The sequence below is a fragment of the uncultured Jannaschia sp. genome (assembly GCF_947494055.1).
Taxonomy (GTDB): domain Bacteria; phylum Pseudomonadota; class Alphaproteobacteria; order Rhodobacterales; family Rhodobacteraceae; genus Jannaschia.
Genome location: NZ_CANLTR010000010.1, coordinates 63,759 through 85,830 on the forward strand (window position 1 = coordinate 63,759; position 22,072 = coordinate 85,830).

The 22,072-nt window shown below is 66.5% G+C and carries 19 protein-coding genes; 9 read left to right on the forward strand and 10 right to left on the reverse strand.

Features of this window, described 5'->3' with window-relative positions:
• Positions 1-99: 99 nt before the first annotated feature.
• Positions 100-1,092, forward strand: a complete 993-nt coding sequence (locus Q1A87_RS11160) for a phospholipase D family protein (protein ID WP_299651206.1) — start codon at positions 100-102, stop codon at positions 1,090-1,092.
• A gap of 150 nt (positions 1,093-1,242) precedes the next feature.
• Here the strand turns inward: Q1A87_RS11160 and Q1A87_RS11165 are convergent, their stop codons facing one another.
• The 5 genes from Q1A87_RS11165 to Q1A87_RS11185 all read right to left on the reverse strand — a co-directional run bounded on the left by Q1A87_RS11165 (position 1,243) and on the right by Q1A87_RS11185 (position 5,803).
• The gene (locus Q1A87_RS11165; RefSeq protein ID WP_299651209.1) at positions 1,243-1,902 is read right to left on the reverse strand and encodes a hypothetical protein; all 660 of its coding nucleotides are present in this window, start codon (positions 1,900-1,902) and stop codon (positions 1,243-1,245) included.
• Between the two features lie 6 nt (positions 1,903-1,908).
• Positions 1,909-3,075, reverse strand: a complete 1,167-nt coding sequence (locus Q1A87_RS11170) for a DUF262 domain-containing protein (RefSeq protein ID WP_299651212.1) — start codon at positions 3,073-3,075, stop codon at positions 1,909-1,911.
• A gap of 300 nt (positions 3,076-3,375) precedes the next feature.
• Entirely contained in the window at positions 3,376-4,242 is an 867-nt protein-coding gene (locus tag Q1A87_RS11175) for a metallophosphoesterase (RefSeq protein ID WP_299651215.1), read from the reverse strand.
• Positions 4,243-4,299: 57 nt separating this feature from the next.
• Positions 4,300-4,710 carry an antitoxin Xre/MbcA/ParS toxin-binding domain-containing protein gene (locus Q1A87_RS11180; RefSeq protein ID WP_299651218.1) on the reverse strand — a complete coding sequence of 137 codons (411 nt, stop codon included), beginning with the start codon at positions 4,708-4,710 and terminating at the stop codon, positions 4,300-4,302.
• A gap of 10 nt (positions 4,711-4,720) precedes the next feature.
• Complete coding sequence (locus tag Q1A87_RS11185; protein ID WP_299651221.1) at positions 4,721-5,803, reverse strand: AAA family ATPase; 1,083 nt, start codon at positions 5,801-5,803, stop codon at positions 4,721-4,723.
• A 383-nt stretch (positions 5,804-6,186) separates the two neighbouring features.
• Between Q1A87_RS11185 and Q1A87_RS11190 the strand changes: the two genes are divergently transcribed.
• The 4 genes from Q1A87_RS11190 (at position 6,187) to Q1A87_RS11205 (ending at position 8,997) form a co-directional block, all read left to right on the forward strand.
• Positions 6,187-6,681, forward strand: coding sequence for a MaoC family dehydratase (locus tag Q1A87_RS11190; protein WP_299651224.1), 495 nt, complete (start codon positions 6,187-6,189; stop codon positions 6,679-6,681).
• Positions 6,668-7,639: a nitronate monooxygenase family protein gene (locus Q1A87_RS11195; protein ID WP_299651227.1), complete on the forward strand. Its 972-nt coding sequence runs from the start codon at positions 6,668-6,670 to the stop codon at positions 7,637-7,639. The genes Q1A87_RS11190 and Q1A87_RS11195 overlap by 14 nt, the downstream gene beginning before the upstream one ends.
• A gap of 115 nt (positions 7,640-7,754) precedes the next feature.
• The gene (locus Q1A87_RS11200) at positions 7,755-8,570 is read left to right on the forward strand and encodes an IclR family transcriptional regulator (RefSeq protein ID WP_299651230.1); all 816 of its coding nucleotides are present in this window, start codon (positions 7,755-7,757) and stop codon (positions 8,568-8,570) included.
• A 1-nt stretch (position 8,571) separates the two neighbouring features.
• Positions 8,572-8,997, forward strand: coding sequence for a PaaI family thioesterase (locus Q1A87_RS11205; protein WP_299651233.1), 426 nt, complete (start codon positions 8,572-8,574; stop codon positions 8,995-8,997).
• A 149-nt stretch (positions 8,998-9,146) separates the two neighbouring features.
• Here Q1A87_RS11205 and Q1A87_RS11210 read toward each other — a convergent pair whose 3' ends face one another.
• From Q1A87_RS11210 to Q1A87_RS11230, 5 genes are all read right to left on the reverse strand, one after another.
• Positions 9,147-10,220, reverse strand: a complete 1,074-nt coding sequence (locus tag Q1A87_RS11210) for an acyl-CoA dehydrogenase (protein WP_299651236.1) — start codon at positions 10,218-10,220, stop codon at positions 9,147-9,149.
• A gap of 3 nt (positions 10,221-10,223) precedes the next feature.
• The gene (locus tag Q1A87_RS11215) at positions 10,224-11,411 is read right to left on the reverse strand and encodes an acyl-CoA dehydrogenase family protein (protein WP_299651239.1); all 1,188 of its coding nucleotides are present in this window, start codon (positions 11,409-11,411) and stop codon (positions 10,224-10,226) included.
• Position 11,412: 1 nt separating this feature from the next.
• Entirely contained in the window at positions 11,413-13,500 is a 2,088-nt protein-coding gene (locus Q1A87_RS11220) for a 3-hydroxyacyl-CoA dehydrogenase NAD-binding domain-containing protein (RefSeq protein ID WP_299651242.1), read from the reverse strand.
• A complete protein-coding gene (locus Q1A87_RS11225) occupies positions 13,497-15,530 on the reverse strand; it encodes a TRAP transporter fused permease subunit (RefSeq protein ID WP_299651245.1) in 2,034 nt (677 codons plus the stop codon). Before Q1A87_RS11225 ends, Q1A87_RS11220 begins: the two co-directional genes overlap by 4 nt.
• Before the next feature lie 100 nt (positions 15,531-15,630).
• Positions 15,631-16,764 (reverse strand): TAXI family TRAP transporter solute-binding subunit, encoded by a 1,134-nt coding sequence (locus Q1A87_RS11230; RefSeq protein ID WP_299651248.1) that lies wholly within the window; start codon positions 16,762-16,764, stop codon positions 15,631-15,633.
• Positions 16,765-17,413: 649 nt separating this feature from the next.
• Between Q1A87_RS11230 and Q1A87_RS11235 the strand changes: the two genes are divergently transcribed.
• From Q1A87_RS11235 to Q1A87_RS11250, 4 genes are all read left to right on the forward strand, one after another.
• Complete coding sequence (locus Q1A87_RS11235) at positions 17,414-17,791, forward strand: Zn-ribbon domain-containing OB-fold protein (protein ID WP_299651251.1); 378 nt, start codon at positions 17,414-17,416, stop codon at positions 17,789-17,791.
• A gap of 3 nt (positions 17,792-17,794) precedes the next feature.
• The gene (locus tag Q1A87_RS11240) at positions 17,795-18,946 is read left to right on the forward strand and encodes a thiolase (RefSeq protein WP_299651254.1); all 1,152 of its coding nucleotides are present in this window, start codon (positions 17,795-17,797) and stop codon (positions 18,944-18,946) included.
• A gap of 38 nt (positions 18,947-18,984) precedes the next feature.
• The gene (locus Q1A87_RS11245; protein ID WP_299651257.1) at positions 18,985-21,120 is read left to right on the forward strand and encodes an acetate--CoA ligase family protein; all 2,136 of its coding nucleotides are present in this window, start codon (positions 18,985-18,987) and stop codon (positions 21,118-21,120) included.
• Positions 21,121-21,214: 94 nt separating this feature from the next.
• Complete coding sequence (locus Q1A87_RS11250) at positions 21,215-21,982, forward strand: enoyl-CoA hydratase/isomerase family protein (protein ID WP_299651260.1); 768 nt, start codon at positions 21,215-21,217, stop codon at positions 21,980-21,982.
• Positions 21,983-22,072 lie beyond the last annotated feature (90 nt).

Sequence of the window (22,072 nt, forward strand, 5' to 3'; positions counted from 1 at the left end):
TGAACCGGCTTTGCTTACGTTGAGATGATCGCTATGAAACAAGTAGGAAAGAGGTTGGCTCCGTAAAATAAAATATACAATTTCAGAGGGATTATTTGAGTGGCCAAAATAATAACCGGCAAAGAAACAGCAAAACAAGCCCGTAAAGTCTGTACGGCAGTTGGCGAGATTTTTCTCGCCGTCTCGTACTGGGGGGGAGGTGCGACTAAAGCGTTAAAACTTTCTGCCCGAGCGAAGAATGTCCATGTTGTTCTCAACGTTGCGCACGGCGGTACAAACCCGGAAGAACTTGAGGCATTAATGAAGATGCTTCCTGGTCACGTTCGAGTTCACCCAACGCTGCACGCCAAAATGTACGCATCGGAAAAACGAGCGGTGCTTGGTTCGGCAAATGCGTCTGCTCCTGGTTTAAACTGGGGAGGAACTGGGCATGCCGAAGCCGGGGTAGTAATGAAAGGCACAGACGCACAGGCGGTGCTTAAGCTGGCAAAGAAGTTTTACGATGAAGGCCAAGATGCGTCCGATAAACACCTCCAAACATGTCGAGAACGTTTTGGTCGCCGACCTCTCGCTGCTACTTTGAGCGGTATTTCAAAGCCGAAGGGTGGTGCAGGAACTGAGGATCCAGTCAGTACGCTCCTCCACCGCTCCGACGTGTTCGGACCATTGCCAGTCATCATTTCTGAAGGAACAGCCAATCCGAAAATTCTGGAGAAGGACTGGAATGAACAGCGGTCTGCGGCTGAAGAGCTACCCGAAAATGCGCCTTACAACGCGTCGGAATGGAGCTACTTCCAATGGGATCTAGATGCCCGTTACCGAGGCAAAGCCTGCTTGGAAATCCATAAGAAAGTTGATGACCATCTGTCGCTCCATGTTGTACAGCCAATTTTTCACCAGGGTAAGGTAGGGACGTTTGCGCGCAACCTCAGTTGGCCCATTGTCGGGGATCTAGGACAGTATTGGCGTGGAAAGGTACGCAACATTCCAAGAGATAAAAAGCTCATTCGAGTGCATGAGGCACTAAGCAATCATGACTATTTGACCGGGTGGGACGTTTATGCAGAGCTAAGGACCTCGAGTTCTGCGTGAATTTTACGGCGCTTTAAGTTGTGTGCTCGCAGCGTCGATCAATATAGGCTCAAGGCGGAAATGCAGCAGTGCGGCAAGTTAGGTGCCTCGCGGCAACTGCGATATCGTCACTTTCGTCACATAGTGGATATTCAGCGAAATCGCTCGAGTTTACTTTGCTTTTGTGAGCGCAAGCAAGCTATCGAGCTTCTTGTCCACAGGATCAATAAGATTCAATAATTTTTGGATCTTTGAGAGTTCATCTTTCGGATCCGGCCTTTTGGCAGTGTGAATTGAAGGAGCTTTATGGGCGTAGTCGCCTCGAGACATTCCGAAGTTGTCGATCTCAGAAAGAAATAGTCGGTCAATATCCACAGGATCTATTCCAATCGGAATCAGCATTGAAAGTATATTTCTCTCCCGAACGCCGTGATTGTCCCTTGAAATCCGCTGGACAAAAGAGCATGTGCAATCATTCAGTCTTTGCTTTATTTCGATCTCGGATGGCCACGCCTTCTTCTTGCTAGGTTCGGGAGGGTCGATGGTGTGGGGCGGAAGCCCATGCTCACGGCCACTAAAACCCATCAGAGCAATGGCCGGCAATGATACTTTGCCAGTAGTACGACATTGAGAAAGAGCACTCTTGGCTATTTCAATCGCTCGAACTTCAAAATATTCCTCTATAGCTGCGTGGCACAAAACTCTGAACGCGACAACTCCTGTGAAAACACGCTCGCGATAATCTCCCATAGGATTGAACTTGGCCGGAAGAAGGTGCTTTCGCAATGATTGAGCATTTTTCTTCAACTCTCTGTAATGGCTGGATGGCACTGGCAGTCACCCATTAAATTGAATTCGGCCATCAACAGTATGGGGAAGGGCAAGCTGCAAACCACAGACAGCATTCAAAGTCTCACCCCATTTTCTTAAACGGATCACGGTGTTCGGTATGCCCGCAGTATCACTCTCTATAGCATCCTTAAACCCTGGGTCAGAGAAAAGCTCATTGTATGCAGGGCGGAGCAGTTCAGAGTTTTCTTCCATAGACTCCCTAACCTCCGCCTCTGATGCATAATATGAGAGCGCGTCGAATATGGCGCGATTGAATGATCGGGAACCGGGCTTGCGAGCAAGCTGATCCTCGAAAACCCTAAAAAGCGTTCTTATTCCTTCATCAAGCGAGCCGGATAGCTGACGGAAGGTTTGCTCATTTTGCCCCCAGCTATCATTTCCCTGTATGCACGTTTCATCGAGAAAACTCTTCATACGCCCTCGATAGTCCGCGAGGTGGGTTTGAAACGCCAGATACCGAACAAGGATCTCCACGTCTCTCATCCGAGGATCTGGGCTTGATCGCCCAAGAAGACGTTGGATTTCTCTTGAATCGGCGGAAAAATCATCGACGAATGTAGTGAACGGCCCTGGAGCGATCGCTTGGCGCAATTCCTGTGGCGAAAGCTTCACGCTTTGAGTGTTCAACCTCAAGAACACCTGATAGAGAAAATCTCTATTCGGCCAGTTCCGAATAATTACTGTTCTTATTGTGTAATTGAGGAATGAATTCAAGTCCCCCTCAAGTGCAGCGTCGGCCTCCATTCGGGAATAACGCACCCGTTGGAGGTCACGTCTCGCGTGTAAGCCTGACAACGCAAATCCCTCCCCAGGCCCCTCTCCGCCACCGGTGAATTTGAGCAGGGAAAGTAGCCTTTGCTTGCCGTCCAGAACCAGATACCGCCCCTTCTCGGTCGGGATCTCGGCAAGGACAAGCTGCGGTATTGGGAGACCAATAAGTATCGACTCGATAAAGAGACTCTTTCTTGAATTACTCCAAGCATCCCGCCTCTGGAAATTTGGATTGAGTTGGATGTTTCCCCGACGTAGTTGATTTAGAAGCGTTTCAACGGTCCAATCCGTCGAGTATAGAACTGCCTCAGAAAACCGAGCAAAGCTGTCCTCCTGGACCTCTGGTTCGTCCTCGTCTTCAAACTCAAACTCGTCAGCCATAGCCAAATTTCCCAATATTCCGTCGTGACACTAAGAGGGTAGCTTCACATGCTAAAACGATTAGTTGCCTTGTCAGCCATTTTTTCGTCATTAACATGGTCAGAATTTCGCCCTCGTCCTGCGGCGCCTCCTCTACATAGTTCCCAGACAGATTCCTTCTCCATGTACTTGCTCCGCGGTATGTGTAGCGAACGACCGCTTCATCTTATTGTAGGCCTTTGGCCATAGGCGCAGCGAACGGCCGCCCTCCGCCCTCCCGAGACATTCCAGGCATCTCAGCCCCCTTGGTTTTCATCCGGACTAGCCGACGAAGACCACCCCGATCCGTCCGACGCTCTTCTCGCCCTCCCTTGCAAACCGCGCCCATCCGAGCTGCGGCCGGTACGCCGCCCCGGCATCGAGGCAGATCGTCCGGTAGTCCTCCACCCCGTCCATCTGCAGCAGTTCGCCGGTCGTCTCCGCCAGCGATGTTCTGACCGCCGGCGTATGCCCATGTACGACGACTGTCGGTCCGATCCAGCGTTGCCCGGTTTCGGGATCGACATCCCATCCGCCCTGCCAGGTCAGGGACTCATTACGGATCCATGCCCAGTGTTTGTCGTCGTCCACAGGGCGGTCCCGCGCGAGATGGATGTCGTCCGGGGTGCACGGGTCCAGCCCGGCATGCACGAAGAGCAGGTCGCCGATCCGGAGATGTGACGGCGCCGCCTTGATGGCGGCAACGTAGGTGTCGGGGATCGCTGCGCAGAGACACCTCCGTGCCCGAGACCATGGTCTTCGCTCCCATCCAGGGTCAATTTCGCGCATGACGGTCTTGCCGCCGTTCGCAAGCCATGTCTCCGGATCGTCGTCTATGGCTTCAAGCAGTGCCAACTCATGATTCCCAGGCAGGAGGACCGATTGATCAGCATTTGCGGCATTGGCTGCGTCCATCGCGAGGTCGATCGCCCGGAGGCTGTCCGGACCGCGGTCGATGATGTCCCCGAGGAAGACGACGAGACGTTCGGTCCCCAGGGCCCGTGGTGTTCTTGCAATCTCTTTAAGACAGCCTGCAAGCAGATCGGCCTGCCCATGCACGTCGCCGATCGCGAAGACCTCGAGATCGGCTGGTATCGACCCCGGCAGGGCGCGCGGCGGAAGCGACGCAAGCTCCAGTCCCGGGGCCATGTGAGATGTCTCCCGAAACACCGATCAACCTGTCCTCTGTATGCCCTACTTTCCGTACTAAATGTACTGCAGGTGGGCGAGCACGATCCGCATACCTTCGATCCCGTCATCCAGCATCAGATCGAGGGGTCGGCGTCCACCGAAGTCCGGTCCTGTGTTCGGCCGCATGACCCACGTAGTCGCAAGAGGTCCTTCGAACGCTCGATGACCGCCTTCGTAAAGGGCGACAAGCAAACCGGCCCGCTTGACCTGCCCGACCTCGAACGGCCCTTCGTAGGAGCCTGCCGCAATGCGGGCCCAGACTACCCCCGGAACATCGAGTAGCCGCGCCGCCTCGTCGGGCGTGAGTGACCAGGCTCTGGTGATCCGCCTCATGGCCTTCGAGATCACGTAGATCGCCTCCGGCTGGGTAACGCGACCGTCCGCGTCGACGACGGTCTTGGACCTGTCATTTGCCTTGCGGTCCATCATCATCTCCCTAGTGCAGCATCGGCATGGCGAGCGCCGCCTTGGCCCGCGACACGCAGCGCTGGATCGTCCGCAGGCTGAGAGCGGCACCGTCGGGTGTCCGCTCGAGCAACGAGAGGATTGCCGCCGTGGCCTCGTCCGGCAGTCCGTGGGTGCACGCCTGCCGGACCGCGAAGTCCTGAAGATGCTGCCTGGTCGGACCGGACAGGTGCAGTGCCGGGCAGCGGCTCAGAAGCGGCGCGGACAGCCCCTCGGTCGTGTTGGCGGTCAGCACCCAGCCGATCCAGCACATGTCGAAGCGGACCCGGAAGTACGGGCAGGACCACGCCGCCGCCGTCGATCGATCGAGAAGCGGCAGCAGGGCCTGCGCGAGGTCGTGCGCGGTGCCGGACTTCGACCCGACGGACCCGGCCTTCTCGATCTCGTCGATCACGATCAGAGGATTGGCGACACGATGTGCCAGGATCATCTCAAGCACCCGCCCCGGCCCGGCGGACGCCCAGCCGACCTGAGAGCCGACGATTGCAAACCCCGCGGGCTCGCTCGTGGCATCGACGATCGTCGTGGGGGCCCCAACGAGCGATCCGAGCGTCCGAGCCCAGTGGCTCTTTCCGATCCCCGGCGGCCCGACGAGCAGCAGCGACGGCAGGCGCAGGCCGGGATCGCCCTCGCGGACCGAGCGCCGCATCGCATGCCAGACGGTTTCGGTGGCCGGCGCCATCCACGGCATGTCGGCGTGCAGGGCGGCGGCGATCTCGTCGGCGCGGTGCTCGGTCGGGATCCCTACGAGATCGGCACCATCACGCAACACGGCAAGCCGGGCACGGGTCGCGGCGGACAGATGCGCGAGACCGGTGGCGGCCTCGGCGCGGTCGTGGAGGGCGCGGGCGCGGCGATGGATACGGATCTTGTCGGACCGGGGCAGGCAGAGCTGCCATAAATGGATGTCCTCGTCACCGTCCGACGGCATCCCAGGGTTGTTTCCGGTCCGCTGCCCCCGAAGCTGCGCCAAGTGCGCGTACAGACGGCGCTCGATGTCTGTGACGGAAGGCACTTCGGCAAAGCGCGCGGCCACGATGGGGATGCGGGGCATGATGTCCTTTCCAGAGGCTTCGCGGCCGGCGGCGAGGCGGCTCGCGTCCCGGCCGTCCGTGGGGACGGCGAGGGAAGGTAACTGCGGAAAGGGTCCGGACCCTTGGAACAGAGGGTGAACGGAAGGCAGGCCCGCGTCAATGTAGACGCGCGCCCTCGTTACCTGCCAGTCGAAGCGTCAATGTCGAAGAGTAGATCTTCCTAAGTGACTGTAATTCCGCATATTTGGAACAGGACCAAGCCCATAATGGCAGCTAATCGGTGTCGCCAGTGGAAGATAACCCTGCATAATGGCAGTTTGCCGGCGTTTCCTACACCAGAAGCGGAGCACAAGCGGTCGGACTTGTGAAGCGTCGGTGAAACTGTATTTTGCTGGGCAGAACAATGAGGGTATTGGCTTGGATGCAGGTCGTCACGCGCGAGGATTTCGCGGTTCACACCGGCGCGACTTACGGCCCGTCCGACTGGATCGTGATCGATCAGACCATGATTGACCGGTTCGCGGCGCTCTGCGGCGACGACCAGTATATTCATGTCGATCCGATCCGGGCGGCGGACGGTCCGTTCGGCGGCACGCTTGCACACGGTTTCTTGACGATGTCGCTTCTCTCGACGATGGCCCGGCAGGTGGTGCCGCGACCCGCCGGCGCACGGATGGGCGTGAATTACGGCTTCGACCGGGTACGCTTCGTCGCCCCTGTGCCGGCGGGGTCGCGGGTTCGGGGCACGTTCACCCTCGACACCTGCGACACGTCCATGCCGGGCGAACTCCGTCTGACTTGGGACGTGACCGTCGAGGTTGAAGGCGGCGCGAAGCCCGCGCTCGTCGCATGCTGGCTCACGCGGCAATATCTCGGGGGTAAGCATGGCGCTGCCTGACATCCTGCGCGGGTTGCGCCTGCCGGTCGTGGCGGCCCCGATGTTCCTCGTCTCCACGCCGGACCTCGTGATCGCTCAATGCAAGGCCGGCATCGTCGGCAGCTTCCCGGCGCTCAACGCTCGCGAGCGGGAGGGCGAGCCCGTGCAGCTCGAAGCGTGGCTCAAGCAGATCACCGAGGCGCTCGACGCGCATGACCAGGCGAACCCCGACCGGCCGGCAGCGCCCTTCGCGGTCAACCAGATCGTCCATCGCTCCAACGTGCGGCTCGAGCGCGATATCGAGATTTGCGCGCGCTGGAAGGTCCCGATCTGGATCACCTCGCTCGGCGCGCGGCCCGAAGTGAACGAGGCGGCGCATGGCGCAGGCGGGATCGTGCTGCACGACGTTATCGACGACCGCTTTGCGCGGAAGGCGGTCGAGAAGGGCGCGGATGGCCTGATCGCCGTCGCCGCGGGTGCGGGCGGCCATGCCGGGGTGCAGTCGCCCTTCGCGTTGATCCGGGAGATCCGGGCCTGGTTCGACGGACCGCTCCTTCTGTCCGGGGCGATCGCGACCGGCGGCGGCGTGCTGGCGGCGCAGGCGATGGGCGCGGATCTGGCCTATCTCGGCTCGGCCTTTATCGCCACCGAGGAGGCCAACGCGGCGGAAGACTACAAGCAGATGATCGTGGAGGGCGGGGCCGCCGACATCGTGACCTCGGCGCTCTTTACCGGCGTGTCGGGGAACTACCTGCGCCCGTCGATCGTCCGCGCGGGGCTCGACCCGGACGACCTGCCGCCGCCCGACCGCATGATGGATTTCGGCTCCGGCGCGTCGAAGGCGAAGGCCTGGAAGGACATCTGGGGCGCGGGACAGGGGATCGGCGCGGTCGAGGCGGTGGTTCCGGCGGCGGACCTGATCGCGCGCCTCGCGGCGGAGTACGAAGCGGCGCGGGCCCGGCTCGGGGTCGCGCCGTGACGGATCTGTGCCGGGGGCGCGCACAACTCGACACGACGAGGCCCGGTGGCTATGGCCCGGGCGGACATGCCCGTGCCGGGGGAGGCGGCCCGGACGGATGAGGCGTGACGGCACGATGGCGATACGCGACGCGGATATGGAGGCGGAGCCCGGGTTCGGCTCCGACCGGAACTTCGTGACCGCGCTGGCCCGGGGTCTGGAGGTGCTGCGGTGTTTCCGCCCGAACGAGTACAGCCTGTCGAACAGCGACATCGCGCAGCGGACCGGCCTGCCGAAGCCCACGGTGACGCGGCTCACGCATACGCTGCGCCAGCTCGACTACCTGGTGCATGTCGAGGCGACGGGGCATTACCGGCTTGGCCCGGGCGTGCTGCAGCTGGGCTACGGGGTGCTCGCCGGGATCGACGTCGCCGACCGGGCCGCGGCGATCATGCGGGAGGTGCAGCGGGAGGGGCCGAACCCGAATGCGACCGTCGCCCTGGGCGAGCGGCACCGGTTCAAGATGATCTACACCGCCGTCCACCGCTCGACGGCCGACGTCTCGCTGACGCTCAACGTCGGCGCCCGGCTGCCGCTGTTCCATTCGGCGATGGGGCGGGCCGCGCTCTGCGCCATGCCCGCGGCGGAGCGGAACCGGATCCTCGACGCCGCCGCGGCCGAAGGGCGGGAGGACATGGATCTCGTGCGCCGCAACCTCGCCCGCGCCGCAGAGGAATACGCCGCCCACGGCTACTGCTCCTCCTTCGGGGAATGGCGGCCCGAGATCAGCGGCATCGCCGTGCCGGTCGTGTCTCTGAACGGCGATCGGATCTACGCGTTGAACGTGGGCGCGCCGTCCTTTCTGATCACGCCGGAGGAGTTGCACGAGGCCTACGGGCCGCGCCTCGTCGCCGCCGGACGGACCTTGAGCGACGTTCCGGGAAAGGGATGACATGAACGAGCCGACGGACGACCCCGAACTCGACCCGCGCATCGTCGAGGGGCCCTATCCGTTCCAAAGCCATCTCGGATTCCGCATGACGGCCTGGCACGACGGCTACGCACGGTTCGATCTGCCGCTGAAGCCGGAGCTGATGAACCGCTACGGTATTCCGCACGGGGGCGTCCATGCCTGCCTGCTCGACACGGTGATGGGTTATGCCGGCTCCTGGACCGGCGACCCGGATCGCCGGCAGCTGGTGATGACGCTGTCGCTGACGACGAACTTCCTCGCACAGGCGACGGGCGAGATCCTGACCGGCACGGGGCGGCGCGTCGGCGGCGGACGCTCGGTCTTTTACGCGGAAGGCGAGATCACCGACGCGACGGGAACGAAGGTCGCCACGGGAATGGGGACGTTCCGGTATCGGAAGGGCTAGCGCGGTCCCGTCAGACGAACGCGGGGCCGTTTATCGATCCTTGGCGCCGTTGCCCGGTCTGATGGATACATTGCCTGCCCGTGCATCGCTTCACCCGGCCTCGGGCAGGGCCGGATGAAGGAACGCTCTCCGCCCGAACCTCTAAGCCGTTAAGCCGCCTGCAGCGCCGCCATCACCTGTTCCAGATGCCAGTCCGCATCGCCGAGTTGGGTATCGATCATCGTCAGCCGCTTGGCGTAATGCGAGGCCGGGTATTCCCAGGTCATCGCGATACCGCCCTGCATCTGTACGCTTTCCTCGGCGACGAGCTGCGTCGTCCGGCCAATCAGGTTCTTGGCCATCGAGACGTGGCGGGCGCGGTCGGGATCGTCCATCCTGGCTGCGGCGAGGATGGTGAGGGAACGGGCCTGCTCGATCTCGGTCACCATCTCCACGGCGCGGTGCTGAAGCGCCTGGAAGGACCCGATGGGACGGCCGAACTGCGTCCGCTGGCGCATGTAGTCGAGCATCATGTCCCTGGCGGCGTCCATCGCGCCCACAGCCTCGGCGCAGAGCGCGAGCCGGCCCCAGTCGAGCGCCTCGCGGATCGCCGCCTCCGCGTCCGCGAGGACGAGGTCGGCGGGCGTCGCGTCGAGGAACAGGTCGGACGCGCCGCCGCCGTCGATCAGCCCGTAATCGATCCGCTCCGCCGCATCGCCTTCGATCTCGTAGAGACCGAGCGCGTCGCCGTCGCGCGCGACGACGAGGATCGCGTCGGCCGTCTGCGCGCCGTAAACGACGCTCTTGCGGCCCGTGAGCGTCCAGCCCGCGCCGGACCGGGCGGCCGTCGTCTCGATCGCGTCGAGGTCGTAGGGCGCGTCGGGCTCGCCTACGGCCAGAGCGTAGCGGCGCGTGCCCGACAGGATCGGTTCGAGATCGGCCTCCGTCGCCATCAGCGCGCGCAGGACGAGAAGCGCGGGCAGCACCGGCTCGGGACAGAGCGCGCGGCCCAGCGACTCGAACACGGTGAAGACGTCGAACCCCGCGCCGCCGAAGCCGCCCCGTTCCTCGGGGACGAGCGCGTGGAGGATGCCGAGCTCGGCCAGCTCCGCCCATCGCTCGGGGTCGTGGAACGGCGCCGCGTAGGCCACGCGGTTTCGGTGCTCGATCGGATAGGTGTCGGCCAGGAACCGGTCGAGGCTGTCGGCCAGCATCCGGCGGTCGTCGGTCTTTTCGAAATCCATCTGTCAGAGTCCCAGCATGGTCTTGGCAAGGATGTTCTTCTGGATCTCGTTCGACCCGCCATAGATCGAGATCTTGCGGTTGTTGAAGTAGCGCGCGGCATTGGCCGCCTGATCGGGATCGACGAGCGCGGCGTTGCCCTCCAAATCCTCGGACGGGAACGGCGCCGCCGCGGGGCCGAGCGCCCGGCGGCTCAGGTCGTTGAGCGCCTGCCGGATCACCGTCCCCTTCACCTTGAGCATGGAGCTCTCGGGGCCGGGCTGGCCGTTCTTCGTGGCGTCCGACAGCATACGCAGGTTGGTGATCTTCATCGCCTCGAGGTCGATCTCGATCCGCGCGAGCCGGGCCGCGAAGAGCGGGTCGTCGATCATGCGGCGGCCGTTCCGGCGGCTCTTGCGGGACAGCGCGCACAGATTCTCGAAGGCCTGGATGGAGAAGCCGACGCCGGCGATGTTCGTGCGCTCGTGCGTCAACAGGTACTTGGCGATGGTCCAGCCCTGGTTCTCCTCGCCCACCCGGTTCGCGACCGGCACGCGGGCATCGGTGAAGAACACCTCGTTGACCTCGTGCCCGCCCTCGATCAGGCGGATCGGGCGCATCTCGATGCCGGGCGTGTCGAGATCGGCCAGGACGAAACTGATCCCCGCCTGCTTCTTGGCGTCGGGGTCGGTCCGCACGAGGCAGAAGATGCGGTTCGCGTGCTGGCCCAGCGTCGTCCAGGTCTTCTGTCCATTGATGACGTAATCGTCGCCGTCGCGCTCCGCCCGGGTCTTGAGGCCCGCGAGGTCGGAGCCGGCGCCCGGCTCGGAATAGCCCTGGCACCACCAGTCGCGACCGTCGAGGATGCGAGGCAGCAGCTCGGCCTTCTGCGCCTCGGTGCCGAACTTGATGAGCACCGGCCCGAGCATGGCCAGCCCGAAGGACAGCGTGCGGGGCGCGGAGGCGCGGGCGCATTCCTCCTCGAAGATATGGCGCTGCACGGGCGTCCAGCCGGTGCCACCGTATTCCTCGGGCCAGGTCACGGCGAGCCAGCCGCGCGCGTTCAGGATCGCGTGCCAGCGGTCCATGTCGGCCTTCTCGAGCTCGCGGCCCTCGCGGTTCCGCCGGGCGATATCCTCGGGAAGCTCCTCGGCCAGGAATTGCCGCACCTCGGCGCGGAAAGCCTCCTCCTCGGGGGAGAATGAAAGGTCCATGTCAGGCCTCCTCGTTCAGCTCGGCGAAGGTCGCGCCGTCCCGCGCCATGCGGCGCAGCATATCGGGAACCTGCCAGAAATGGGGATCGTCGGTGGCGTAGCGCTCGATGCGGGCGACGAGTTCGGCAGCACCCACGGTGTCGGCGTAATGCATCGGCCCGCCGCGGAAGCGCGGGAAGCCGTAGCCGAACAGGAAGGTCGCGTCGATGTCGATGGGCCGCCGCGCGATCCCGCCCTCGAGGACGCGCACCGCTTCCGACACCATCGCCGTCATGTAGCGCTCCACGATCACCTCGTCGGTGAAGTCGCGCGGTGTGACGCCGGCGCGGTCGCGCTCGGCGGCGACGATCTCCGCCACTTCGGGCGTGGGCACGGGGGCGTCGCCGGAATAGTCGTAGTAGCCGCGACCGGTCTTGCGGCCGAACCAGCCCCGCTCGGCAATGCGGTCGGGGATCTCCGAGTAGCGCTCCTCCGCCGGCCGGGTCGGCGCGCGCCGCTTGCGGGTCGCCCAGCCGATGTCGCCGCCGGCGAGGTCGGCCACGCGGAACGGGCCCATCGCGAATCCGAACCCCTCGAGCGCGTCGTCAACCTGTTCGGGACTGGCACCGTCGAGGACGAGGTAGTCGGCGGCCTTGCGGTAATGCGTGAGGATGCGGTTGCCGATGAAGCCGTCGCAGACCCCGGCACGGACCGGCACCTTCTTCAGCCGCTTCGCGAGCTCGAACCCGGTCGCCACCACCTCCGGGGCGGTCCTGTCGGCGACCACCACCTCGAGCAGGCGCATCACGTGGGCGGGCGAGAAGAAGTGCAGGCCGATCACGTCCTCCGGCCGGCCGGTCTCGGCGGCGATCGCGTCGATGTCGAGGTAGGAGGTGTTGGTCGCCAGCACCGCGCCGGGCCGGCAGATGCCGTCGAGCGTGCGGAAGATCGCCTTCTTGACGTCCATGTCCTCGTAGACGGCCTCGATCACCAGATCGACATCGGCGAAGTCTTCGAGCGCGGTGGAGGCCGCGAGCCGGCCCTCGGCCGCGTCACGCTTCTCCGCGGCGAGCTTGCCGCGCTTCACCGCGCCGTCGAGATTTTTCGCGACCGTCGCGCGACCGCGCTCCAACGCCTCGGCGTCGCGCTCGTTCAGGCGCACCTCGCAGCCCGCGAGCAGCGCCGCCGTGGCGATGCCGGAGCCCATCGTGCCGCCGCCGATCACGCCGATCCGGCCGAGTTCGCGGGGCGTGGCATCGGCTTCGGGGATCTTCGTCGTCGCGCGCTCCGCGAAGAAGGCGTGGATCAGGCCCGCGCGCTGCGGAGAGTCGAGGCATTGCTGGAACAGTCGCCGTTCCTCGGCCATGCCCTCGTCGATCGGTCGGCTGCTGGCCGCGATGGCCTCGACGCAACTGACGGGGGAAAACAGATGCGGCGATTTCGCGGCGATCCTCTCCTTCGCCATCTCGATGGCCTCGGGGGCGGCCGCGACCTCGATCTCGCCCACGCGGCGGGTGGGGAGCCGGCCCTCCAGCACGTCACGCGCCGCCGCGAGTGCCACGCCGCGCGGGTCGCCCGTCTCCAGCCGATCGATCAGGCCAAGCTCCAGCGCCTCCTCAGCGGGGACGTGACGGCCGCTCGTGATCATCTCGATCGCCGCCGGGATGCCGACGAGGCGTGGTGCCCGTTGCGTGCCGCCCGCGCCGGGAAGGATGCCGAGCGCCACCTCGGGCAGGCCGACGCGCAGCCCGGCGATGCCCACGCGGGCATGGGTGGCGAGCGCGACCTCCAGCCCGCCGCCGAGCGCCACGCCGTGGAGGACCGAGATCACCGGCTTCTCAAGCGCTTCGAGCCGATGCACGAGGTCGCGCAGGATCGGCGCCCGCGGGGGCTTGCCGAACTCGCGGATGTCGGCGCCCGCGATGAAGGCGCGGCCGCGTCCGTAAAGCACGATCACCTGCACCTCGGCATCCGCCAGCGCGCGATCCAAACACGTTGCCAGACCTTCACGCAGCGCGTGCGAGGCGGCGTTGACCGGGGGGTTGTCGAAAGCGATCAGCGCGACCGGCCCTTCGATTTCCAGCGTCACGGTCTCGCGGGGGTCGGTCATGCACGTATCCTTTCGGCGTCGGATTTCGGGCCCGGCGGCGTATGCTCGCTGCGCCAGGCCACGACGAGGGGCAGGGCGGAGAGGACGAGGCCGATCCCGAAGGAGGCGGCGTAGCCCAGCGGCAGAAGCTCCGTCTTCGGCGCCGCGATGAACAGGCCGCCGAAGAAGAGAAGCCCCCGGAGCGGCAGGCCCGCCCGCCCGCGAAGGGGGCCGACGAGGCTGACGTAGCCCTGCAGCGCCATCGAGATGAGCGCGACGCCGATCAGCGCGCAGGTGACGGCCACCGTCACCTCGACGGCCGGGGCCTGGCCGATCAGCGCCGGGTTCAGCACGAAGAAGAACGGCGCGATGTAGATGACGCCGCCCAGACGCATCGCCTCGAACCCGGTGGCGATCGGGTTCGAGCCCGCCATCGTCGAGGCCGCGAAGGCGCCGAGCGCGACGGGGGGCGTGATGTAGCTGACCATGCCCCAGTAGAGGATGAAGAGATGCGCGGCGAGTTGGTTCAGCCCGCCCGCCTCGAGCGCGGGGGCGAGGACCACGGCGAGGAAGATGTAGCAGGCCGTCACCGTCATCCCCATCCCGAAGATGAAGGCGGTGAGCGCGCCCATCAGCAGCAGCACCAGGATGTTGTCGCCCGCCATGAAGACGAGTTCGTTGACGAGCGTGCCGGCGAGCCCCGTGGCCGAGAAGGCGCCGACGATGAGGCCCACGCCGAGCAGGATCGCGGTCAGCTCCGCGAGGCTCAGGCCCACGCCCACGATCATGTTGGCGAAGCGGTGCAGGTCGAGCCGGTGCGAGGCGCGGAACTGGTTGACCACGAGGAGGAGAACCACGGCGTAGAACGGGGCCGAGGTCTCGCGCCGCATGACGATCATCATGAACAGGAGAAGCGCGAAGACGAAGATGTAGGGCCAGCCCTCGCGCAGCACCTGGCGCATCACCGGCAGATCCGGCCGGGGGATGCCCTTCAGGCCGCGCCGCGCCGAATAGGCGTCGATCTGCGCGAAGAGCGCCCAGTAGAACAGGAGCGACGGGATCACCGCGGCCAGCGCGATCTCGACATAGGGCCGCGACAGGAAGGAGGCCATGACGAAGGCCGTCGCCCCCATGATCGGCGGCATCAGCACGCCGCCCGTCGAGGCGCAGGCCTCGGTCGCCGCCGCCGTCTTCGCGGAGAAGCCGGTGCGGCGCATGGCGGGGATCGAGACCGCGCCGGTGGTCAGCACGTTCGAGATCACGCTGCCCGACATCGAGCCCATGAACCCCGACGCGAAGATCGACACCTTCGCCGCCCCGCCCCGGTAGCCTCCGACGAGGGTCAAGGCGAGGTCGTTGAAGAACTGTCCGCCGCCCGTCCGCTGCAGCACCGCGCCGAACAGGATGAAGCCGATCACCACGCCGCCGAACGCCTTCATCGGGATGCCGAAGGAGCTTTCGGCCGAGTAGACGTGGTAGGGGATCGCCTCGAGGAATGAACTCTGGAACCCCGAGAACGGGTCCGGCACGTAGCCCGCGAAGGTCGGGTAGAGCGCGAAGACGGTCACGATCAGGAAGAGGACGAGCCCGCCGGCGCGTCGCGTCCCCTCCAGCACGAGGAGGAAGAAGACGACCGAGACCCATTGCGCCGTCTCCGGCGCGGCATATTCCCAGCCCTGCGAGAGGTTCGTCTGCGCCGTCTGGCTCAGATAGGCGGTGCAGCCGAGCGTCGCCGCGAACAGCGTCCAGTCGAGCACCGACGGCGTGCCGCCCTTGCCGCCCCGCATCTGGAAGACGAGGAAGGCGATGGCCAGGAACAGCCCGCCGAGGATGTAGAGATAGCGCCCCTCGATCAGCACTACCCCGAAGGTGCGCAGGTTGAAGAGCTGGTTCACCACGAGCGCCAGCGCCGCGACGGTCAGGGCGATCACGACCCAGCGGGCGGGGCCGCTTATCCGCTCGGCCGGCGTCGCGCCGTCGATCTCGACCCGGTCGCGCTCGGCGCGCTCGAAGGCGCCGGGCCCGTGATCGGGATCTGGTGCGGAACTCATGCGGCAAACCTCGGACGGAGTTGGGCGCGGTCGCGTCCGGCGCGGTCACCTCGCCGGTCGGCCCCGCGCCCGCGTCGATGACGGGGCGCGGGGATGGGCATCAGAAGACGACGTCCAGCCCGGCTTGGCCGAGTGCCTCGCGGCGACGTTCGGCCCAGGCGGCATCCCAATCCGCGGGGCTCTCCTCCTGCAGCGCTTCCCAGGCCGCCGTCAGGACCTCCTGCCGAACGATGAGGTCGTCGTTGTGTTTCTGCGCCTCGTCGGACCAGACGCCCGCCTCCTCGAAGTAGCGGATCGCGCCCTCGTGGTAGGGGACGACCCATTGCATGTCCTGCTTGTCGAGCGCCCAGCCGGCGATGCCCGGGGCCTTGCCGTCGTATTGCGGAAACAGCTCCACCATCGCCTTGGTCATGTTGTAGGCGAGGTCGGCATCGGTCTCGTCGGTGGCGATGAGGACGGGATAGGCGTAGCCTGCCCCCTCGTAGCCGTCGGTCCCGTCGATCGTCGCGCCCACCGTGGCGGTGTTCGGTACGAGAAAGGGCGCGATCGCCTGCATCCGCTCGACCGCCTCGGTGTCCTCGGCGTCGATGGGCGGCCAGAACAGGCCGCGCGGCCCCGCCGCCGCCTCGTAGGCGTTGCCGGAATTGGTGGCGGCGAAGGCGGCGTCGACCTCGTCCTCGACCAGCCCGGTCCAAGAGGCGCCGAAGCCGCCGAACTCCACGCGCTCCACGTCGTCCCAGGTGAGGCCCCCGTAGGCCAGATAGGCCTCGGTGTTCACGTTGAGCGCCGGGGCGCCGACGATGTAGGCCACCCGCTTGCCCGCGAGGTCGGCGAAGGTCTCGATCCCCTCGTCGCCGGCGACGCCCACGGTGAGGTTGATCGCGCCGCCGTTGTTGGCGAGCAGGACGCGGATTGGCTGCGGCCCCCAGTTCTCGGCGCCGAACTCGAAAGCGCCCTCCTGCGCCATGAAGCTGCCGCCGACGCCGGTGGCGGAGAACTCGACCCGGCCCTGTCGCAGCGGCTCGGTGCGCGAGATGTCGTTCTTGCCCGGCAGCACCCGCAGGTTGATCCCGGCGGCGTCCTGCAAGGCCGCGCCGATGGCCACGGCCTGATTGTAGCCGGCGGAACCCGTGTCGTAGGCCGTCCAGGACATCTGTCCCGGCAGCTCGAAGTCCTGCGCGATGGCTGCACCGGACGTAAGCATCACGGCAAAGGACGCGATGGCGTATCTCATGTCTTTCCTCCCCTGTTCGCGGCGACGGCCTCTCCCGGGCCGCGCGCGATCTCGTCGAAACGATCCTCCGCTCGTGCGGAACCGAGTTTCGACGTGCGGTTAGCTAAGAGCCGCCAACCGGGTAAGTCAAGCGCGCGACAATGATGTCGCGCGGGTCGGCGAGTCTGCCACGGGAATGCTGGCTTGCATGCGGATCGACCGCCGCGCAGGACCCTTCCCCTATCGATGGCCGTGCCCGATGCGTCGGGTTGACGACGTCGATCGAGGCCGCCAGAGTTTCACGCAGCGAACGAGCGTTTCGCTTGGCATCAGGGGGAGGATGGCCGCTTGAGACGACAGGGGAGTCATTCCGCATTCGGGCGCGCGCAGTACGACGCGCGGGTGGAGTGGCACCGGATGCCATCGCCGTCCGCCATCCACATGCGCGGTATGCCAAAGGGCGAAGCCAGCGGTCGGTACGACCGGAGCGCACAATCGGACAGGCGCGGCATGATCGGGCGTGCATTGTGTGGGACGGGGTTCCGGATGCTCCCCGCAGACAACGCGATGCGACCCGTCCGCACGACGGGGGAGGTCCGCAAGCGCGAGCTGCCTGCGTATGGCTGGACCGCCACGTGACCGTCCGCCCGCTATCAGAGGAGAGAGACCCGTGACCGACGAGACGCCCCCCGACCGCGTGTTCCGCGACGGTCTGGCGGAAGGCCGGATCCGGCTGCAGCGATGCGGCGGATGCGAGGCCTTCGTGTTCTATCCCCGCGTGCTCTGCCCGCATTGCCACTCGACCGACCTCTCCTGGCAGGATGCCAGCGGCGACGGCGTGATCCACACCACCACGACCGTCCGGCAGAAGCCCGAGCGCGGCGGTGACTACAACGTCTGCATGGTGGAACTCGCCGAAGGCGTGCGGATGATGAGCCGGGTCGAGGACGTCGACCCGCCCGGGGTCCGCATCGGCATGGCCGTCCGGGCGGTGGTGGGCGAGATCGACGGCGCCCCGGCAATCGTCCTGCACGCGAAGGAGGCCTGAGCGATGGCGCACGAACTACGCGGGAAATCCGCGATCGCGGGTCTGGGCGTCGCCGGGCTGGGAGAGGCGCCGGGCTGGACCGCATGGGACATCATGGCGCGCGCCTCGCTGGCCGCGCTCGACGATGCGGGATTGACGCTGGGCGACGTGGACGGGCTCTTCTGCGCGATGATGGAGGATACGATGCCCGCGCTGTACGCAGCGGAATATCTGGGCATCCGGCCACGCTACGTCGACGGCACCATGACCGGCGGGTCGTCCTTCGTGAATTATCTGGGCTCGGCCACCGCCGCGCTGGCGGCCGGCCTCTGCGACGTGGCGCTGATCTGCTACGGCTCGAACCAGCGCACGGCATCGGGCAAGCTCGTCACCGCGTCGAAGCCGCCGCCCTACGAGGCGCCGTACCGCCCGCGCTACCCGATCTCCGCCTACGCGATGGCGGCCGCGCGGCACATGCATGAATTCGGCACGACGCGGGAGCAGCTCGCCGACGTGGCGGTGGCCGCGCGCGGCTGGGCCGCCGAGAACCCCGAGGCTTCCACCCGCGATCCCCTGACCCGCGAGGAGGTGCTCGCCTCGCGCATGGTCAACGACCCGCTCAGCGTGCGCGATTGCTGCCTCGTGACCGACGGGGGCGGTGCGCTGGTGCTGGTCCGGGCCGAGCGGGCGCGGGACATGCCGCAGACGCCGGTCTATGTGCTGGGCTCGGCCGCGGCGTCCCACCACCGCCAGATCAGCCAGATGCCCGACTTCACCACCACGGCGGCCAAGGAGTCGGGCGCGCGGGCCTACGCGATGGCGGGCGTGACCCCCGACCAGTTCGACGTGGTCGAGACCTACGACGCCTTCACCATCAACACCGTCCTTTTCATGGAGGATCTGGGCTTCTGCGCGAAGGGCGAGGGCGGGGCCTTCGTGGCGGACGGCGCCATCGCGCCGGGCGGGCGGCTGCCCGTGAACACCAATGGCGGCGGGCTCTCCTGCACGCATCCGGGGATGTACGGCATCTTCACCGTGATCGAGGGCGCGCGGCAGATCCAGAGGCGGGCGCCGGGCGTCCAGATCGAGGGCGTGGACCTCGCGCTCGCGCATGGAAACGGCGGCGTGCTGTCGAGCCAGGTGACGGCGGTGCTCGGCTCGGCGGCGACGCTCTGACCGGGCGCCCGCTCGCGGACCATCGAAGGGAGAGATCGATGCCAGATGCCTACGGGTTCGATGCGCCGCGCTTCCTGCGCGACGTCTTCCGTCCGCGCTCCTTCGCCGTGCTGGGCGCGTCCGACGACCCGACGCGGATCGGCGGGCGGCCGATCCTCTACACCAAGCAGGCGTTCGAGGGGCCGATCTACCCGGTGAACCCGAAGCGCGACAGGGTGCAGGGGCTCACCGCCTATCCCGACATGGCGTCGATTCCCGAGGACGTGGACTTCGCGCTGATCGCATTGCCCGCCCCGCTGGTGGAGCAGGCGGTGCGCGATTGCGCGGCCAAGGGCGTGCGGTGCTGCCTGATCTTCTCGTCGGGCTTCGCCGAGGTGGGCGCGGAGGGGACGGCGATGCAGGCCCGCGTCGTCGCGGCCGCGCGCGAGGCGGGCATCCGCATCCTCGGGCCGAACTGCCTCGGCCTCTTCGATGCCGCGCACGGCTTCTTCCCGACCTTCACCGGAACGCTGGACCGGGGTCTGCCCGATCCCGGCCATGTGGGCATCGTCTGCCAGTCCGGCGCCTACGGAAGCCACATCTACTTCCTGAACCGCATCCGCGGCATCGGCGTCGGGCGCCTGCTCACCACCGGCAACGAGAGCGACATCGCCGTGGCCGAGGGCATCCACGCGCTGGCGGAGGACGAGGCGACGGGCTGCATCCTCGCCTATGCGGAGGGGATGCAGGACGGCCCGGCCTTCCGCCACGCGCTGGAGACGGCCCGGCGGAACGGCAAGCCGGTGGCGATCATGAAGGTCGGCCGCTCGCGGATCGGCGCGGCGGCCGCGGCCTCGCATACCGCCTCGCTCGCCGGCGAGGACGCGATCTTCGATGCCGTCTGCCGCCAGCACGGCGCCTACCGCGCGCGCGCCACCGAGGAACTGATCGACATCGCCTACGCCACGCGTCGGCGGGTCTATCCGACCGGGCGGCGGCTCGGGCTCGTCACGATCTCGGGGGGCGCGGGCGTGCTGATGGCCGACGCGGCCGAGGATTACGGGCTCGACGTGGCGCCGATGCCCGAGGGTGCGCAGACGCGGCTGAAGGCGGCGCTGCCCTTCGCCTCGCCGGTCAACCCCGTCGACGTGACCGCGCAGGTCTTCAACGACATGAGCCTGATCCGGACGAACATGGACCTGATGTTCGCGGAGGGCGGCTACGACGCGATCGTCGCGTTCTTCACCTCGATGGCGGGCTCGCCGGTCAACGCCGAAGGGCTGCGCGAGGCGCTGGTCGGGTCGGCGCGGGAGAACCCGGACACGCCAATCGTCCTCTCGGCGATCGCACCGCCCGAGATCGTCGCCGATTACGAGCGCGACGGCTTCCTCGTCTTCGAGGACCCGACCCGCGCTGTGGCGGCCGTGGCCGCGCTGACCCGGTTCGGGGAGAGCTTCGCCCGATCGTCGCTCGACGCGGCCCCGCCGCGGGCGGCGGAGGCGCTGCCCGCCGGGCCGATGACCGAGACGCGCGCCAAGGCTATCCTCGCGGCGGCGGGCATCCCGATGCTGGAGGAGCGGCTTGCACCCGATCCGGAGACGGCGGCCGATGCGGCGGCGGAACTGGGCTTTCCGGTCGCGTTGAAGATCGTCTCCGCGCAGATCGCCCACAAGACGGAGATCGGCGGCGTGGCGCTCGACCTGGCCGATGCGGAGGCTGTGCGCGAGGCCGGACGTGCGATGCTGGAGCGGGCACGAGCGGCGCATCCCGAAGCCGCGATCGACGGCCTGCTCGTCGCGCCGATGGCGGGGGAGGGGATCGAGACGATCCTCGGCATTTTGCGCGATCCGGTCTTCGGGCCGGTGGTGATGTTCGGGCTGGGCGGCATCTTCGCCGAGGTGCTGCGCGACGTGACCTTCCGCGCCGCGCCCTTCGACGCGGCCGAGGCACGCCGGATGATCGACGAGATCAAGGGGCGCGCGGTGCTGGACGGGGTGCGCGGCCGGGCGGGCGGCGACGTGGAGGCGCTGGCGGAGACCCTCGCCGCCCTCTCGCGCTTCGCGGCGGCGCATGCCGACGATCTGGAGACCTGCGACGTCAATCCGTTCCTGCTGCGCCCGCCGGGGCAGGGCGGCGTCGCGCTCGACGCCTTGCTGGTGGGTCGGGCTGCGGATGGTTCAGACGGACCGAGCTAGCGGCGAAATGTCGGGATCTCGTGGATCATGGCAGGGACGTCGCCCCGATCACGCTGTGGGGCGATCGCCCCGAGACTTCCGGGAGGGCCATGACATGGCGTTGATCGAGATCGAACGGCGGGACGCGACCGCCATCGTGAGACTGAACGACCCGGATCGGCGCAACGCGCTTTCGCCCGAGATGCGGGCCGAGATGCTCGATGCGCTCGACCCGCTGATGGCGGACGGGGCGTGCCGCTGCCTTGTGCTCGCCGGCGCCGGGGCCTCGTTCTGCGCCGGGGGCGACCTGAAGTCGATGCGCTCCGGCGACCCGATCTACGCCCGCCACCGGATGATGGCGACGCACCGGCTCGTGCGCCTGCTGGCCGCCGGGCCGAAGCCGGTCGTGGCGGCGGTGGAGGGGCATGCCTTCGGCGCGGGGCTCTCCCTCGCCGCGCTGGCGGATGTCTGTGTGGCGAGCCGCGCGGCGACGTTCGGCGCCGTCTTCGGCAGAGTGGGCCTGATGGCCGATCTGGGCCTGCTCTGGTCGCTGCCGCAGCGGATTGGCGCGGCGCGGGCGAAGCGGCTGATGCTGACTGCGGGCGTTCTGGGGGCCGACGAGGCGGCGGAGCTGGGGCTCGTCGATGCGCTCTGCGAGCCGGGCGGGGCCCTCGACGCCGCGCTCGAGGTGACGGCGGGCTTTGCGGACCGGGCGCCGCTTCCCGTCGCGGCCACGCGCTCGGCCTTCGCGCAGATGGGCGATCTCGACCGCGCGCTGGCGCTGGAAGTGGACCTGCAAAGCGCGCTGATGGCCTCGGACGACCACACGGAAGGACGCGCCGCCTTCTTCGAGCGTCGCGACCCCGTCTTCCGCGGGCGTTAGGGTCTCCAGTCGAAGCGCCGCGCAGCCAGTTCGCCGGCGATGTTGACCTTTTGGATCGCAGTCCCTTCGCCCGTGATGCCTCCGGTTCCA

Bases quoted from the DNA above. Each gene is read 5' to 3' on its own strand.
- Q1A87_RS11240 (WP_299651254.1), top strand. From the start codon at position 17,795: ATGGCGCACGAACTACGCGGGAAATCCGCGATCGCGGGTCTGGGCGTC.
- Q1A87_RS11215 (WP_299651239.1), bottom strand. From the start codon at position 11,411: ATGGACCTTTCATTCTCCCCCGAGGAGGAGGCTTTCCGCGCCGAGGTG.
- Q1A87_RS11250 (WP_299651260.1), top strand. From the start codon at position 21,215: ATGGCGTTGATCGAGATCGAACGGCGGGACGCGACCGCCATCGTGAGA.
- Q1A87_RS11220 (WP_299651242.1), bottom strand. From the start codon at position 13,500: ATGACCGACCCCCGCGAGACCGTGACGCTGGAAATCGAAGGGCCGGTC.
- Q1A87_RS11175 (WP_299651215.1), bottom strand. From the start codon at position 4,242: ATGGCCCCGGGACTGGAGCTTGCGTCGCTTCCGCCGCGCGCCCTGCCG.
- Q1A87_RS11245 (WP_299651257.1), top strand. From the start codon at position 18,985: ATGCCAGATGCCTACGGGTTCGATGCGCCGCGCTTCCTGCGCGACGTC.
- Q1A87_RS11205 (WP_299651233.1), top strand. From the start codon at position 8,572: ATGAACGAGCCGACGGACGACCCCGAACTCGACCCGCGCATCGTCGAG.
- Q1A87_RS11185 (WP_299651221.1), bottom strand. From the start codon at position 5,803: ATGCCCCGCATCCCCATCGTGGCCGCGCGCTTTGCCGAAGTGCCTTCC.
- Q1A87_RS11195 (WP_299651227.1), top strand. From the start codon at position 6,668: ATGGCGCTGCCTGACATCCTGCGCGGGTTGCGCCTGCCGGTCGTGGCG.
- Q1A87_RS11200 (WP_299651230.1), top strand. From the start codon at position 7,755: ATGGCGATACGCGACGCGGATATGGAGGCGGAGCCCGGGTTCGGCTCC.
- Q1A87_RS11225 (WP_299651245.1), bottom strand. From the start codon at position 15,530: ATGAGTTCCGCACCAGATCCCGATCACGGGCCCGGCGCCTTCGAGCGC.
- Q1A87_RS11190 (WP_299651224.1), top strand. From the start codon at position 6,187: ATGAGGGTATTGGCTTGGATGCAGGTCGTCACGCGCGAGGATTTCGCG.
- Q1A87_RS11180 (WP_299651218.1), bottom strand. From the start codon at position 4,710: ATGGACCGCAAGGCAAATGACAGGTCCAAGACCGTCGTCGACGCGGAC.
- Q1A87_RS11170 (WP_299651212.1), bottom strand. From the start codon at position 3,075: ATGGCTGACGAGTTTGAGTTTGAAGACGAGGACGAACCAGAGGTCCAG.
- Q1A87_RS11210 (WP_299651236.1), bottom strand. From the start codon at position 10,220: ATGGATTTCGAAAAGACCGACGACCGCCGGATGCTGGCCGACAGCCTC.
- Q1A87_RS11230 (WP_299651248.1), bottom strand. From the start codon at position 16,764: ATGAGATACGCCATCGCGTCCTTTGCCGTGATGCTTACGTCCGGTGCA.